The 15,139-nt window shown below is 65.2% G+C and carries 14 protein-coding genes; 8 read left to right on the top strand and 6 right to left on the bottom strand.

Annotated elements, in window-relative coordinates; genetic code table 11:
• Positions 1 to 34 precede the first annotated feature (34 nt).
• Positions 35 to 817: a hypothetical protein gene (locus tag CSC70_RS04300; RefSeq protein WP_162455433.1), complete on the top strand. Its 783-nt coding sequence runs from the start codon at positions 35 to 37 to the stop codon at positions 815 to 817.
• A gap of 669 nt (positions 818 to 1,486) precedes the next feature.
• Here the strand turns inward: CSC70_RS04300 and CSC70_RS04295 are convergent.
• Positions 1,487 to 3,223 carry a hypothetical protein gene (locus CSC70_RS04295; protein WP_162455432.1) on the bottom strand — a complete coding sequence of 579 codons (1,737 nt, stop codon included), beginning with the start codon at positions 3,221 to 3,223 and terminating at the stop codon, positions 1,487 to 1,489.
• Between the two features lie 91 nt (positions 3,224 to 3,314).
• Between CSC70_RS04295 and CSC70_RS04290 the strand changes: the two genes are divergently transcribed.
• The 6 genes from CSC70_RS04290 (at position 3,315) to CSC70_RS04265 (ending at position 6,481) form a co-directional block, all read left to right on the top strand.
• Positions 3,315 to 3,833, top strand: a complete 519-nt coding sequence (locus CSC70_RS04290; protein WP_162455431.1) for a hypothetical protein — start codon at positions 3,315 to 3,317, stop codon at positions 3,831 to 3,833.
• Positions 3,834 to 3,901: 68 nt separating this feature from the next.
• Positions 3,902 to 4,231 (top strand): luciferase domain-containing protein, encoded by a 330-nt coding sequence (locus tag CSC70_RS04285; RefSeq protein ID WP_162455430.1) that lies wholly within the window; start codon positions 3,902 to 3,904, stop codon positions 4,229 to 4,231.
• A gap of 51 nt (positions 4,232 to 4,282) precedes the next feature.
• On the top strand, positions 4,283 to 5,071 hold the full coding sequence (locus tag CSC70_RS04280; protein WP_162455429.1) for an SGNH/GDSL hydrolase family protein: 789 nt from the start codon (positions 4,283 to 4,285) through the stop codon (positions 5,069 to 5,071).
• Positions 5,072 to 5,194: 123 nt separating this feature from the next.
• Complete coding sequence (locus CSC70_RS04275; protein ID WP_162455428.1) at positions 5,195 to 5,614, top strand: hypothetical protein; 420 nt, start codon at positions 5,195 to 5,197, stop codon at positions 5,612 to 5,614.
• A gap of 30 nt (positions 5,615 to 5,644) precedes the next feature.
• The gene (locus tag CSC70_RS04270; protein WP_162455427.1) at positions 5,645 to 6,001 is read left to right on the top strand and encodes a GFA family protein; all 357 of its coding nucleotides are present in this window, start codon (positions 5,645 to 5,647) and stop codon (positions 5,999 to 6,001) included.
• A 33-nt stretch (positions 6,002 to 6,034) separates the two neighbouring features.
• The gene (locus CSC70_RS04265; protein WP_162455426.1) at positions 6,035 to 6,481 is read left to right on the top strand and encodes a GFA family protein; all 447 of its coding nucleotides are present in this window, start codon (positions 6,035 to 6,037) and stop codon (positions 6,479 to 6,481) included.
• A 47-nt stretch (positions 6,482 to 6,528) separates the two neighbouring features.
• Here CSC70_RS04265 and CSC70_RS04260 read toward each other — a convergent pair whose 3' ends face one another.
• The 5 genes from CSC70_RS04260 to CSC70_RS04240 all read right to left on the bottom strand — a co-directional run bounded on the left by CSC70_RS04260 (position 6,529) and on the right by CSC70_RS04240 (position 12,815).
• A complete protein-coding gene (locus CSC70_RS04260) occupies positions 6,529 to 6,885 on the bottom strand; it encodes a hypothetical protein (RefSeq protein ID WP_211369418.1) in 357 nt (118 codons plus the stop codon).
• Positions 6,882 to 7,958 carry a 23S rRNA (cytidine(2498)-2'-O)-methyltransferase RlmM gene (gene rlmM, locus CSC70_RS04255; RefSeq protein ID WP_162455424.1) on the bottom strand — a complete coding sequence of 359 codons (1,077 nt, stop codon included), beginning with the start codon at positions 7,956 to 7,958 and terminating at the stop codon, positions 6,882 to 6,884. Before rlmM ends, CSC70_RS04260 begins: the two co-directional genes overlap by 4 nt.
• Before the next feature lie 72 nt (positions 7,959 to 8,030).
• On the bottom strand, positions 8,031 to 8,612 hold the full coding sequence (locus tag CSC70_RS04250; RefSeq protein ID WP_425501526.1) for a nucleoside deaminase: 582 nt from the start codon (positions 8,610 to 8,612) through the stop codon (positions 8,031 to 8,033).
• Complete coding sequence (locus CSC70_RS04245) at positions 8,612 to 10,294, bottom strand: cation:proton antiporter domain-containing protein (protein WP_162455423.1); 1,683 nt, start codon at positions 10,292 to 10,294, stop codon at positions 8,612 to 8,614. Before CSC70_RS04245 ends, CSC70_RS04250 begins: the two co-directional genes overlap by 1 nt.
• A gap of 142 nt (positions 10,295 to 10,436) precedes the next feature.
• On the bottom strand, positions 10,437 to 12,815 hold the full coding sequence (locus tag CSC70_RS04240) for a TonB-dependent receptor plug domain-containing protein (protein ID WP_162455422.1): 2,379 nt from the start codon (positions 12,813 to 12,815) through the stop codon (positions 10,437 to 10,439).
• Positions 12,816 to 13,208: 393 nt separating this feature from the next.
• Here CSC70_RS04240 and CSC70_RS04235 point away from each other — a divergent pair, with 393 nt between their 5' ends.
• Positions 13,209 to 15,071 carry an ABC-F family ATP-binding cassette domain-containing protein gene (locus CSC70_RS04235; protein ID WP_162455421.1) on the top strand — a complete coding sequence of 621 codons (1,863 nt, stop codon included), beginning with the start codon at positions 13,209 to 13,211 and terminating at the stop codon, positions 15,069 to 15,071.
• Positions 15,072 to 15,139: the final 68 nt, after the last annotated feature.

Genomic DNA, 15,139 nt, shown 5'->3' with positions numbered 1-15,139 from the left:
CGCGGTGCGGCTTAATTCAGGTGTTAGATTGCACATGAATGATCTCGCTGTCCTCATTGGGCTCATTTCCTTCCCCGGCCTTATTGCGACCGTCATATGCGACAAGCTCTTGGTACATGCCGAACGTTGGAACAGCTTTAAATACGGCATCTACACATTCATCTTTGGCGTTGGCTCTTACGTTGTACTCCAGTTCTTGGCATGGGCCACCTTCCTTTGCTCCCGTCATCTTCCTTTTTTGTCCAAGAGCGCAGCGCTTGGACTATGGGGTACGCTTTCCTCTGGGCAAGACCTTCATTTTTCTGAGGTCGCATGGGCAACAGGCTTGTCACCTCTCATTGCATTAGCTGCAGTCTACTGCGTAAACAAGAAGCATCTGACTCGCTTCGCACAGCTATTGGGAATTTCCAATAAGTACGGCGACGAAAATTTATTTAGCTACTTCCTCAACTCGCCTGACGTACTCTGGGTGTACCTGCGAGATCCAGCTGCGGGATTCAGCTATCGGGGGGTCGTCCGATCTTTCTCAGAGACGAAAGAAGTGCAAGAGATCGCGCTGACTGACGTCACTGTGTACTCGTACGAGGATTCCGATCCGCTTTACCAACTTGACTCAATCTATCTAAGCAAACCACTCGGAACCTTTACCATCGAGTCACCCTCATCCGCTGAAATGGAGTTGTCCAATGGCAGACAAGAGAATCCCACTACAGGAAGGGGTGGAACGCGGCCAAGTAAAAGGCGGCGTAACAAGAGAAACAAGTCAGCGACCACCACCGCCTCCACCGCCGCCTCCACCCAAGAAAAAGTGAGTTAGGTGCATCTAACCCGCGTAACTCGTGTAAGGCGGAACCCGCGCAGCGGATTCCTCCATCAATGAGCTGATGGATCGCAACGGCGGAATCGCCTTCGGCGGTTCCGCCCTACGTTGCCGACGGCAAATTTGGACAAATTTTGTCCATCCGCCGAGCAAATAACTCGGCGATCCGAGCAAAAAGCTCCGAGCGCCAGCCTTTTTGCTCGGAGCGCGGGCTTCTGAGCCCCGAGCGCCGACCTTTTTGCTCCGCGTACGAGCCTTTTTGCTCGGCCGGCCGACCTATTTGCTCCGTGCGCGAGCCTATTTGCCCGGCTGGCGGGCCTATTTGCTCGGCCAGCGGACCTTTTTGCTCGGCGGACCGGCTTCCGAGGGCCGTGGGCCGGGAAATTCGGGCGGTCGGCCGAGCAAATTGCCCGGAATGCGGGCCTTTTCTGCCGGCGCGCGGGCCAATCCGGGCGGAACGCCGCCGGTCGAAGCCGGTCGGCGGGCCTATTTCCCGCAACCCACAAGGGCGGAACCTGTGCGGCGGATGACCCGCCTCGGCGGTTGACGGCCTGCCGACGATGCCGCTGATCGTGTTTTTGTGAGCCGCGAAAGGCGATTGCGACGGCGTTTCGGGCCCCAGGGCATGTCGTGTCCGGGATGGGGCGGGGTGGTCCGGGGGCATCCTCAAGCCAGGCGCTGAAGGTGCAGCGCCAGCTTCGCATGCAGGACCGGCGGCATCGGCGCATTCCTGTCGCCACTTTGCCATCGCCGGACGAACGGCTCGACATACTGGATGTCGTAGGCCGATTTTCGCGGACGGTCCTGCATCCTTTTTTCCAGTTTGCGCACGCAATCATCGGCAAGCGTCAGGTTTCCCCGGTCACGGGCATGCATGGCAAATGCCAGCAGGACAGCCTGCGGGCTGTCGAACAACACATCCTCCGGGATGATTTCGCCATCAAGCAGCACGGACAACAGCTGATCGGGAGTGGTCCTGAAATAACGCTCCTGGAAGGTGTCGTCAATGAAGTCGAAATAGGCCTGCACCATCATCGGAATGGCGGATTCGATCTGTTTCAGGGTGGCTTCCAGCGTGCGCTCGGAGCCCGCAATGTCGAACTTCCAGCCCCCGAACGCGTGAATGCGTTTGCCCTGGCCCAGTTCCTCGGGCAGGAACACGGTTCCGATGCGGTAGAAGTGCACATTGTGGAATTCCGTGGAGGCCGTGCGTTGCTGCCAGCGCAGCATCAGCGCGTGTTCGATGCCCAATTCGCACATCAGCAACTTCAGCTCGGGGTGGAGCTGGAAATGGGCGAATCGCCGGTGGCCATCGACATCAAGAATCCATAGCCATCGATCCGTATCCGTGTCGGGTACGCGCGTCCAGCCCAAGCGGGAAAAGGCCTGTTCCAGGCGGTCGATGATGAAGTCGTTGCCCCGCGCCTTGCGCGCCATTGCCATGGCGAAATCGCGCCTGAGGGTGGCCGCGGAACTGCCCGGCGACAGCAGGTAGCGGAGGCAGGCTTCCTGCTCGGGGTCTGCCGCAAGCGACAGCGCTTCCTGCAGGTCCGGAACGGTCAAGTCCTCGTCGCGGTCGGGGTCGGGATCGACTCGCCGGGCCGTCCGGTCGGCCAGCGACCGCGCGCGTTTCATGTTCGCATCCGCCACGAGGCTTTCGAAGCCGTCCGGAAACCCCAGGGATGTATCCAGCGTGCCGTCCCACCAGCCATTGACCAGCAGTCCGTACCAGTCGTGCACCAGCGGAAAGGCCTTGTTGTCGAACGCCAACTGCATGGTTTCAACGAACACGCCGGGCAATGGCACCGGCGATGTTTCGTCCAGCAAGCGGTAGACGAAGGCGCCATTCTCGTCGACACGCAGGTAACCGGTTTCGTCTTCACCGGTCTGCCAGCCATCGACGGCTTCGGTTTCCGGCGGCGCGGCGGTCCGCGAGAGGACATCGAGTCCGATCAGGATTTCGTCCATGCGGAACCAGGTCAGACTGGTGTCGTACAGCGCCTGCACGCGCAGCAGGCCATGGACCCATGCCTGCTTGTCCGCTTTCGGCAGTGCGCAGGCATCGACCAGACGAATGCTGTCTTCGACAAGGTCTTCGATGGCGTGTTGAGACATGTGCAACCCATTCCCGGTTTGGTCCGTGCGGAAGCAGCCGTCAATCCGCATGAAACGGGCTTGAATCCGTCCGACCGCTGCCGCGCATTGTAGGGTGGGCCTCGGTTCGCGGTTTCGGGGCGACTCAATCATTACGCCGGTGAACCCGGAATGCAGGCCTTTTCTGCTGATGCACGGGCCAATCCGGGTGGAATGTCGCCGGTCGAAGCCGGTGGGCGGGCATGCTTTTCCGCAATCCCGACCGAAAAGCCCGGCAATCCGCGTAATCACGGGGTAACGGGCCGCCACGGCGAAATCGCTCCCGGTGGTTCCGCCGTAGGATGGCTTGGCTGGCGCAAGCGGTGAAGCCCCGGCCATACGGTCGCATTAGGAGGCAAGCATGTTCCTGCCCATGTGGTTCATCGTGTTGGCGTGCCTGGTCTTCGTGGCCCTTGCGGGGTGGTCTTTCCTGCTGGCCACCGGGCGCAATCCGCTTCCGTTCCCGGATCGCGGCTCGCGCATCTTTTCCGCATCCACGCCAGAGGCCAAGGACGCGGTTGTCGCGTTGCTGGCCCGGCACGGACTGAAGGAACGCTTCCGCTTCGACAGCAGCGGTATACGGCGCTCGATCCTGTGGGACGGCACCATCATCAACCAGTCGCCGCCCGAGGTACTGCAGAAGCTCGGCCACGCTTCGGCCAGCATCGGGCTGGTCGCCAGCGACCCCGCCGCCAGCGCCAACGGCGCGGCAGAGTTCCTGAAGTCGCGCGGCTTCGAGGCCCGCGTCGTCCTGGACGCGGAACCCGAACTGCCCATCGCCTTCGTGGTGACCAATGCCATGACCGGCACGGTGTTGAACTTCCGCAAGCACGTCATCCACCTGCCACGCCCGCAACCGGTACGTGCAGGAGGTGGTTGAGGTCGCCTTGCCGCCTGCGGGTTACCATGCGCCGGTGGTTTGAACAGGAAGGATCGGGATCATTCGCCATGCATGCATTGCGCAAAAGACTGAGCCGGAAGCTCCGCGAGATCGGGGTCGAGGAACAGGCATGGCCGGGGCGCGATGATGGATTCGCTTCGTTGATGTACGGCGGCAAGGAATTCGCGCATTTCCATTCCGAATGCGAGCTGGATATTCGCCTTGGCAAGGACGTGATAAAGCGCGAGCGCCTGTCCCGCCTGCCGGATTCCACGGTGCACCCCGACCGTTCGGCGTCTTCGCCGTGGCACGAGATGCGGATACTCGCGGATGCCGACGTGGACGAGGCCGTGCGGCTGGTGCGCATGGCGGTCGAGCGCATCGGGTCGGGCAAGTGAAACCTGATATCGTTCCGCGCACCCCGCGTGTCGCGTGAACGGAGTCGATCGATGAAACACCTGTCTGTCGCGGTTCTGCTCAGCCTGTCGGCGTTCGCCATGTTCGCGGCCTGCGCGCAGGACGGCGAATCCTCGCTGCCGCCGCCGGCAGTGTCGCCGCAATACCTGGCCGATCCGGCCACGCTGGATGCCGGGCAGGTCGGCGGGATGCAGAAGCAGTTGCTGGACTGGCCGAACCTGGCGCGTTACCGCGACGACAATGCCGCGCTGCCGGCGAGCGAAGCGGGCCGGGTGGTGTTCTATGGCGACTCGATCACCGATGGCTGGGGCCGCGTGCCCGGTACCGAGTTCTTCCCCGGCAAGCCGTATGTCAACCGCGGCATCTCCGGGCAGACCACCGCGCAGATGCTGCTGCGCTTCCGCCAGGACGTGATCGAACTGCGGCCCGAGGCGGTGGTGATCCTGGCCGGCACCAACGACATCGCCGGCAACACCGGCCCGGCCACGCTGGACATGATCGAGGACAACCTGCGCTCGATGGCGGAACTGGCCGCGGCCCACCGCATCCGCGTGGTGCTGGCCTCGGTGCTGCCGGCCAGCGCCTACCCGTGGCGGCCGGGTTACCGGCCAGCCGGACGCATTCGCGCGTTGAACGACTGGATGCGCCGTTACGCCGCCGACAACGGGCTGGTGTATCTGGACTACTACACCGCGATGGCCAATGCCGAAGGCGGTCTGGACCCGGAACTGGCCGGCGATGGCGTGCACCCGACCCCGACCGGCTATGCGGTGATGGCGCCGCTGGCCGAACAGGCCATCGCCACCGCGTTGAAGCAGTAGGCCGAGCGCCCCGACCATTGCCCGACCGTGGCGTATCGGCGATGACATTGCCGATGGGGTAAAAGAATCTTCTCGCGTCGCGCTTGCGCGTCGGTCATGCCAACTCATGCAGAGGAAGAAGACATGTCCATCCTGAGAACCGTACTTGCCATTATCGTCGGCCTGCTGGTGGGCAGTGCCGTCAACATGGGCCTGATCCTGATCAGCGGGCAGGTGATCCCGCCGCCGCCCGGCGCCGACATGACCACGGCCGAGGGCATCCGTGCCGCGCTGCCGATGCTGGAACCGCGCCACTACCTGTTCCCGTTCCTCGCGCATGCGCTGGGGACCCTGGTCGGCGCCTTCGTCGCCGCCAGGATCGCCTTGCGGCACAAGCGCGTCGCGGCGATGATCGTCGGCCTGCTGTTCCTGGTCGGCGGAATCATGGCGGCGCGGATGATTCCGGCGCCGACCTGGTTCATCGCGCTCGACCTGATCTGCGCCTACCTGCCGTTCGCCTGGTTGGGGCAGCTGCTGGCCCGTCCGCGCGACAGCGGTTCCTGAGTCGTCACCTACCCACAAGGAGTCATGCACATGTCGGTCACACACTACCAGGGCGGATGCCAGTGCGGCGCAGTGGATTACGAGGTCGATCTGGACCTGGACAACACCGTCACCTGCAATTGTTCACGCTGCCAGAAGATGGGTTTCGTGCTGGCGTTCACGCCGCGGTCGGGCTTCCGGCTGAAGTCGGGCGAGGACAACCTGACCGAGTACCTGTTCAATCGCAAGGCGATCCATCATCTTTTCTGCAAGACCTGCGGCGTGGAGAGTTTTGCCTACGGACAAACGCCGGACGGGTCCGAGATGGTGGCCGTCAACGTCAACTGCCTGGCCGGGGTCGAGCCGCGGCAGCTGCACAGCAAGCATGTGGACGGAAGAAGTTTCTAGCCTTCGGTTGATCGCGTCGAACGGATCGGAGGAATGGCAGGGTCAGGCATGCGGATCGAAGGCGGCTGCCATTGCGGCAATATCGCGTTCACCCTGGACTGGGACGGCGAGCCGGAGGAAATTCCGGCGCGCGCCTGCGATTGCTCGTTCTGCGTCAAGCACGGCGGGGTATGGACTTCCAGTCCCGGCGGACAGCTGCAGGTCCGCATTGCCGATGCCGGTGCGCACCAGGAATACGCCTTCGGCACCGGCACCGCGCGTTTCCATGTCTGCCGCCGTTGCGGCGTGGTGCCGGTGGTCAGCTCCGAGATCGACGGCAGCACCTATGCGGTGGTCAGCGTCAACGCGCTGGAAGGCATCGACCGCTCGCGATTGAAGATGACGACGGCGAATTTCGGCGACGAGGACGTGGCCACGCGGTTGCAACGCCGCACCCGTGGCTGGATCGCGCACGTCGAGTTCGTCGGCCGCACCGCGTAGGGCGGGCCCCGGCCCGCCGGTTCAAACTGTCCGGAAGTCGTCCGGTCTCAACTCGCCAATGCATAAGCCGCCAGCGCGAACGCCAGCACCGCGGCAGTGACGGCAACCCAGGCCAGCGCCTGCGCGCCACGCACCTGCTGCTCGGCCCGCTCGGCGCCGACCTGCAGGATTTCCAGCGTCTTCTGCATGTCGCTGGCCAGCTTGCTGATCGAATCGGCATTGGTGGTGGCCGCGGACTGCAGTTCGGCGATCTGGCTTTCGATCAGTTCCAGCCGTTGCTGCTGCGATTCGTCCACCTGCGGCGGCTTGCGGGTGAACAGCGGTTTGGCCAGGCGGATGATTTCCGGCACGTAGGGCGCGGCGATGGTGAGCCAGCTGGCGGCCATGGTGGACTCCTTCTTCATGCGCAGGTCGCGAACACGGTGATTTCTTCGCGGTCGTGGTAAAGCTGCCTGGCGCGGACCTGCAACGGGCGCGCGGATTGCGCTTCGAACAGCTCCAGGCACAGCCGGGTTTCGTCCCAGCGCTTCTTCATCGGCAGCTTGAGGTTGAAGATGGCGTGCCGACACCAGCCTTCGCGCAGCCAGGTGGCCATGCGTTCGGCGACCCGGCGCGGCTGTTCGACCATGTCGCAGACCATCCAGTCCAGCGGCTGCGGCGGTTGCCAGTGGAAACCGTCGGCGCGCAGGTGCTCGACCAGGCCGGTGTCCAGCACGTGCGGGCGCAGCGGGCCGTTGTCGATGCTGGTCACGCGCAGGTGGTGGCGGGTCAGCACCCAGGTCCAGCCGCCCGGTGCGGCGCCAAGGTCGGCCGCGCGCATGCCCGGCTGCAGCAAAGCCTCGCGCTGGTCGTCGTCGAGCAGGACCAGCAGCGCTTCCTCCAGCTTCAGCGCCGAACGCGACGGTGCGTCGGCCAGCAGCTTCAGTCGCGGGATGCCCTGCGGCCACGGCGCGCTGTTGCGGGTGTCGGCCTCGGCGAGCAAGGCATGGTCGCCGGCGATGAAGCACACGTGCAGGCGCGGGATGTGCGGGTTGTCGCGCGCGCTGAGCAGGCCGGCCTTGCGCAGCGCCGGCCGCAGCGCATTGCCGAAGCTGCGTGCCAGCCCGGCCAGCGGCTTGCCGGCGTCGGAATCGGGGTGCTCCACGCACAGCTCGCCAAACGGTGCGTGTCCATGCAGGGCGGACAGCATCGGCGCGATGCGGTCCTTCGGGTCCAGTCCGCGCAGTTCGGCCAGCAGGGTCAGTTTCTGCCGGGCGAACACCAGCTCGCGCCAGGGCAGGGCCGCAGCCAGGGCGGGATCGTCGCTGGCGTAGACGACGAAACCGTCGTTGCGGTTGGCGCGTGCATAGCCGGCGATTCCGGCTGCGGCGGCGCGTTCGCCCAGTTCGGCGGCCAGTTCCGGCTCGAAACCGGGACGGCAGTAGCCAAGCAGGCCGATGCCGGCAGGCGGAGCGGAATCGGCGCGGATCGTGGTCATCGTGCGCGCATTATCCATGACCGCGGCAGGGCCGATGGCGGACGAGGGCAGCCGTGTTCCCGCGCGAAGGCCTCAATACCGCGGGCCGCTTTCGCCGTAGGCGCGCAGCACCTCGCAGGCGGCCTGGCGGTGCAGGTCGCGCACGACCTGAATCCCGCGCCGCTGCAGTTCGCCGATCCAGTCGGCGGGCAGCGGGCCTTCGTCGAATGGGGTCAGCGCCATCACGTCCTCGGCGCGCGCACCGATCAGCAGGCGGTCGATGCCGGCCCAGACCGCCGCGCCATAGCACTGGCAGCAGGGTTGCGAGGAGGTGGCCAGCGTCACCGGCGCAGCAAGGGCGGCGTTGATGCGCGCGCTGTGCAGGCGTTGCTGGGCCAGCATGAAGGCGATGTTCTCGGCATGCGCCAGCGAGGTGTGCTGCGGCATCACCCGGTTGACGCCGGCGGCGACGATGCGGCCTTCGGCGTCGAACACGATGGCGCCGAACGGCCCGCCGCTGCCGGCGTCGACATTGCGCCGCGACAGTTCGATGGCCAGCGCGACCTTGTCCTCGTCGCTGGCGCAGACGGTGTGTGGGTCGGGGAAGTGCTGCATCCACTCGGGCAGTAGTAGTTGCACCCGGGCGGGCAGCGGCAGTGGCGAAGAGCTTTCCATCATGCGGGGATCGTGCGGCGCAGGGCGCGGTAGGGTGGGGTGGACAGCACCATCTCGGCCAGCGAATGCGCCAGTTCGCGCTCGGCCATCACCGCGCCGTCGGCGCCGTGTTCCAGCAGGTGCCGGACCTCGGCGTCGCTGTGCGCGCGCGCCAGCAGGGTCAGGGTCGGGTTGGTGGCGCGCAGCTTGGCGATGGCTTCGCCGGCCTCCAGCGGTTGCGGGATGGCCAGGATCGCGATGGTCGCCTTGTCCGGATGCGCTTCGGCCAGCACCTTGTCGGCGGCGGCACTGCCGCGGATGCCCGGAATGCCGCGTTCGTGCGCGCGCTGCACGTGGTCGCGGTCGGCGTCGATGATCAGCACCGGCACGCCGCGCTCGCGCAGTACCTCGGCCAGTTCGCTGCCGACGCGGCCGTAGCCGATGACGATGGCATGGCCTTCCAGTTCCAGCGACGGCCCCGGCAGCGGTTCGGGTTCGGCTTCCTGCGGGGCTTCGGCCAGTTGCCGTGACTGCCGGCGGTCGAGCAGGGCGAACAGCAGCGGGTTGAGGATGATCGACACCAATGCGCCGGCCAGCACCAGGTCGTGCCCGGCTTTCGGCAGGATGCCCAGGCCGAGGCCGAGCGCGGCCAGGATGAACGAGAATTCGCCGATCTGCGACAGGCTGGCGGCAACCGTCAGCGAGCTGTCCATCGGTTGCCGGTACAGGCGCATGACGCCGAACGCGACCAGCGATTGCCCGCCGTAGATTACCAGCAGCACGCCGAGCACCTGCCAGGGCTGTTCGAGCAGGATCGCCGGGTTGAACAGCATGCCGACGGCGACGAAGAACAGCACGGCGAAAGCATCGCGCAGCGGCAGCGAGTCGGCGGCGGCCTTGTGGCTCAGTTCGGATTCGTTGAGCAGCATGCCGGCGAAGAACGCGCCCAACGCGAACGACACCCCGAACAGGGCGGCCGCGCCGAACGCCACGCCCAGCGCGATGCCGAGTACCGACAGGGTGAACAGTTCGCGCTGGCCGGTACGCGCCACGCGCTCCAGCGTCCACGGGATCGCGCGCTTGCCGATCACCAGCATGAAGGTCACGAACAGGCACAGCTTGAGCAGGGTCCAGCCGAGCAGGGGCAGCAACGGACTGCGTTCGCCGGCCTCGCCGTGGCCGGCTTGCGCCAGTACCGGCAGCAGCACCAGCGCCAACACCATCACCAGATCCTCGACGATCAGCCAGCCGATGGCGATGCGCCCTCGCAGCGTATCCAGTTGCCGGCGTTCCTCCAGCGCGCGGGTGACCACCACGGTACTGGCAACCGACAAGGCCAGTCCGAACACCAGTCCATCCAGCGTCGGCCAGCCCATCGTCCAGGCCAGGCCCCAGCCGAGCAGGGTGGCCACGGTGATCTGCACGATGGCGCCGGGGATGGCGATTGCCTTCACTTCCAGCAGGTCGTCGAGCGAGAAATGCAGGCCGACGCCGAACATCAGCAGCATCACCCCGATTTCCGACAACTGGGTGGCCAATGCCTGGTCGGCGATGAAGCCGGGCGTGTACGGACCGGTGATGATGCCCGCAACCAGATACCCGACCAGCGGCGACAGTCGCAGCTTGTGCGCAATGGTGCCCAGCACGAAGGCCAGGGCCAGGCCCACGGCGATCAGGGTGATCAGGTCGGTGTCGTGATGCATCGGGTGGTCGGGAAGCGATACTCGGAAGATGCGATCAGTGTCGCCGATGGGGCAGGTGGCGGCAATGTGTTGCCGTTCGCGTTCGGGGCAATGAAAAAGCCCCGCAATGCGGGGCTTTTCCGTTTGCCGGTTGCAGCGGTGATTACCACTTGTAGCCGATGTTGGCGTACATGAAGGCGCCGTTGAAACCGAACGGCGAGCTGCCGCTGTACGGGAACTGGCCGTTGTTCGAGGTGGCGTAGATCAGTTCGTCCGGGTATTCGTTCAGGACGTTGTCGCCGCCCAGGGTGAACTCCCAGCCGTTGATCCGGTAGGTGGCGGCCAGATCAAGCGTCCATTCGGCGCCGAAGGTCTGGTCGTTGTCCGGATTGCTGCTGAACGACGTGAACTCGCCATAGCGGGTCGCGCTGGCCGAAACGTCGAACGAGGCCAGATGCCAGGTGCCGCCCAGCGAGAGCTTGTCGCGCGGGGCGCCCTTCTCGAAGCGACCGATCTCGACCCGGCTGAAGCGTTCGGCGGTGGGGTCGATGGCTTCCAGCGCAGCCGGGTTGCCGGCGACGCGGTCGATCGTGGTCTTGTTGTAGTTGTAGCCGGCGGTCAGGTCGATGCTGCTGTTGGCCAGTTTCCAGTTGTAGGTGCCGACGATGTCGATGCCGTCGGTGGTGGTGTCGATGGCGTTGGTGAAATAACGCCCGCCACCGACCGACGGGAACCCGTTGGCATTGAGGTAGTTGCGTACTGCGGTACTGGTCAGGTTGGCGGACAGGGTGATGCGGTCGTCCACGGCGATGCGGTAGGCGTCGATGGTGACGTACAGGCCGTCGGCCGGTTGCAGCACCAGACCCAGGCTGTAGTTGACCGATTCTTCGGGCTTCAGGGGTTCGGCGCCCAGGGCGACCGCCGCCGGATGGTCGACGCGGAAAGTGGCGATGTCGTAGGGAATGCCGTCGATGAAGTTGGTCGAAACCGCCTGGAAGTTCTGCTGTTGCAGCGCCGGCGCATGGAAGCCGGTGGACACGGTGCCGCGCAGGGCGACCGCCGGGCTGAAGTCGTAACGCGCGGTGATCTTGCCGGTGGTGGTATTGCCGAAGTCGCTGTAGTCCTCGGCACGGGCGGCCAGACCGAGGGCGAACTTCTCGGTGATGTTGCCCTCCAGGCCGGCGTAGAACGACAGGCTGTTGCGGTCGTAATTGCCGCTGTAGCCGGGCTGGAAGCCGGGGAACACCTGCGAACCGGCGGCGCCGCCGAAGCTGCCGTTGGCGTAGGAATCGGGTTCGCCCGGAGTCTGGATGAACTCTTCGCCCCGCCACTCCACGCCGTAGGACAGGGTGACCGGATAGGCCAGACCCCATTCCAGCGCCTTGTTGAAGTCCAGGTTCAGCACGTGCTGCTTGTATTCCAGCGCGCCGGCGAAGAACCGTGTCGGCGAGGTGGGACCCAGGCTGCGGTTGAGCGTGTTCTTGATGTCGAAGGTCAGTTCGTTGGAACCGTAGGTGTAGCTGAGGTCGATGTTGGTGCCGCCATCGGTCCAGGTCTTGGCACCCAGCACGAAGTCGTAGTCGGTGGAGACGTTGTTGATCTGCGGCAGGAAGCCGTTCGGATAGATTTCCTGGATGTTGTTCGGATCAAGGTCTTCACGGAAATAACCGTTGGAGAGCACGTCGCGCTTGGTATAGATGCCGTACGAATACAGGGTGAGGTAGTCGGTGAGGTTCAGTTCGCCGTTGTAGGCGAACGAGCCATGGTCGACTTCCGGATCGCCCAGCCGCTGCGAGACCTCGCCCGCGGGCGGGTTGGACGAATTCGGGCCCGGGTTGGAACCCAGGTAGGGACGGGCGCGGTCGGTCTGGTCCTGATGGCCGCCCTGCGCGGCGAAGTGGATCTTGCCGGCTTCGCCGAGTTTCAGACCGGCATCGGCGGACAGCTGGTACTGCTGGCCATCGCCGGCGCTGTATTGTCCATAGCGCGCGGCGATGCTGCCGCCGCTCTCGCTGCCCTTCAGCACGATGTTGATGACGCCGGCGATGGCATCGGAGCCGTACTGTGCCGATGCGCCGTCGCGCAACACTTCGACGCGGGCAATGGCGGCGATCGGAATGGTATTCAGGTCGGCCGGTGCAGAACCGCGGCCCTGGGTGCCGTTGACGTTGACCAGGGCGCCGCTGTGGTAGCGCTTGCCGTTGACCAGCACCAGCACATGGTCGGGCGAGAGGCCGCGCAACTGGGCCGGGCGCACGGCGTCGGTGCCGTCGGAAACGGCCGGACGCGGGAAGTTCAACGATGGCAGCGCACGCGACAACGCGGTGGCCAGTTCGGTGGTGCCGGTGCCTTCCAGCACTTCCGGGCTGATGATGTCGATGGGGGCGGTCGACTCGGCCACGGTACGGTCGGCGACGCGGGTACCGGTGACGATCAGGGTATCCAGCGTGTTGGCCGGGGCGCTGTTGTCTTGGGCAAGCGCCGACTGGCTGGCCAGTGCGCCGAGGACGGCGATGGACAGCAGGGACAGTTTGTTCTTCATTGGAAGCTCTTCCTTGGGGTTTGTAGTTATGTCGATGTCACACGCCAGGGGGCGTTCTCTCCACCGCGTGGCGGAGCAAAGGTTGCAAGTGGAATCACTTTTGTGCGATGCAGCACATGCCTTGATTACACTGGGATGACATCGTGGTCAATCGGATTTTTATGAACGACGTTGACGACATGTTCGGCTGCAATCGCATGCATTCCCAATGGTCTGGGCTCATGTGCAGATGCGGTTCGGCTATCAACGACGGATTGCTTGCAAGCCAGTTCGGCAGGGGGCGGGCCGCGCCCGCGCCTTCGAGGGGTGGCTGCCCTGCGGAAGGTGGATGACCTTGATGTCCGCTCGCCTTGCAAGGCAATGCGGGGTGCCGGCAACCGGTAGAATTGCCGCATGATTTCCTTTCGCAATTTCGCCCTGCGCCGGGGCGAACGGCTGCTGCTGTCCCAGGTCGATCTGGCCCTGCATGCGGGCTGGCGGGTTGGCGTGGTTGGGCGCAACGGCACCGGCAAGTCCAGCCTGTTCGCCGCCATCCAGGGTCAGGTCGAGGCCGACCGTGGAGACATCGATGTGCCCAACCGCCTGCGCATCGCCAGCGTGGCGCAGGAAACCCCGTCGCTGCCGGACGCGGCGATCGATTTCGTGCTGGGCGGTGACGAGACCATCGCCCGCGTGCTGCGCGCCGAGGCCGAGGCCAATGCGCGCGAGGACTGGGAGGCGGTCGCCGAGGCGCATCAGAAGCTGGCCGAACTGAACGGCTACGACGCCGAGGCCCGCGCCGGCCGCCTGCTGCATGGACTGGGCTTTCCGGCCGCGACCCATCGGCGCGCGGTCAGCGAGTTTTCCGGTGGCTGGCGCGTGCGCCTGAACCTGGCCCGCGCGCTGATGATGCCCAGCGACCTGCTGCTGCTGGACGAGCCGACCAACCACCTGGACCTGGATGCGGTGCTGTGGCTGGAGCAGTGGCTGCTGAAATACCCCGGTACCCTGCTGCTGATCTCGCATGACCGCGAGTTCCTCGACGGCGTGTGCACCCATACCCTGCACCTCAACGAAGGCCGGGCGAAGCTGTACGCCGGCGACTACACCGCATTCGAACGCCAGCGCGCCGAGCACCTGCGCCAGCAGCAGATCGCCTTCGACAAGGAACAGGCCGAACGCGCGCATCTGCAGAAGTTCATCGACCGCTTCAAGGCCAAGGCCAGCAAGGCGCGGCAGGCGCAATCACGAATGAAGCGGCTGGCCAAGCTGGCCGGCACCGAGGCGGTGCGCGCCGAACGCGAGTTCCGGATCGATTTCCCGCCGCCGGCGAAGCTGCCGCATGCGCTGTTGCGGATCAACGACGGTGTCTGCGGCTATGGCAACGACGTCCGCATCCTGTCCGGGGTCGGCTTCGGGCTGGAGGCCGGTGACCGCATCGGCCTGCTCGGGCCGAACGGGGCCGGCAAGTCGACTCTGGTCAAGTCGCTGGTCGGCGAACTGGCGCTGATCGACGGCGAGCGTTACGCGCACCCGGACCTGCGGATCGGCTACTTCGCCCAGCACACGGTGGAGTCGTTGAAGGAAGGCACCTCGCCGATCGACCACCTGCGCGAGTTGTCGCCGGACACCGCGACTCAGGCGTTCCGCGACTTCCTCGGCAAGTGGTATTTCCCCGGCGATCGCGCCTTCGAGAGCATCGACGGCTTTTCCGGCGGCGAGCGCGCGCGGCTGGCGCTGGCGCTGATTGCCTGGAAGCAGCCGAACGTGCTGCTGCTGGATGAGCCGACCAACCATCTGGACCTGGACATGCGCGAGGCGCTGGCCGAAGCGCTGAGCGACTTCGATGGCGCGATCGTGCTGGTCTCGCACGACCGCCACCTGATCGGCCTGGTCAGCGACAGTTTCTGGCGCGTGCACGACGGTATCGTCGAGCCGTTCGACGGCGACCTGGACGAATACGCCGCGTGGTTGCGTTCGCGTCCCTCGGGCGAGCAGGCGCGTGCGCCGGCGATGCCGAAGGCGGAAGCGACGCCGGTCGCCGCACCGAAACCCGAACGCCCCAGGATCAACCCGCACAAGCTGGGCAAGGCCGAGCAGACGGTGGCGGAACTGGAACGGCAACTGGTCGAGGTCGAGATGCGGCTGGCCGATCCGGCGGTGTTTGCCGGCGACGGTTCGCAAGGCGCGGAACTGGGGCGTCAGCAGACGCAATTGCGCGCGCAGCTGGAGATAGCCGAAGAAGCCTTGCTTGCGCTGTACGACGCCGCGTCCTGAGCGTGTGGCTGTCGCGGTCTGGCGACCGTCGATTTGTAATGCGTGGCCATCCGTGTTTCCCTGAAAAC

The sequence above is a fragment of the Pseudoxanthomonas kalamensis DSM 18571 genome, from assembly GCF_010211745.1.
Taxonomy (GTDB): Bacteria; Pseudomonadota; Gammaproteobacteria; order Xanthomonadales; family Xanthomonadaceae; genus Pseudoxanthomonas_A; species Pseudoxanthomonas_A kalamensis.
The sequence above is the reverse complement of the archived record's forward strand: the minus strand, read 5'-3'. Positions and strand labels throughout refer to the sequence as shown.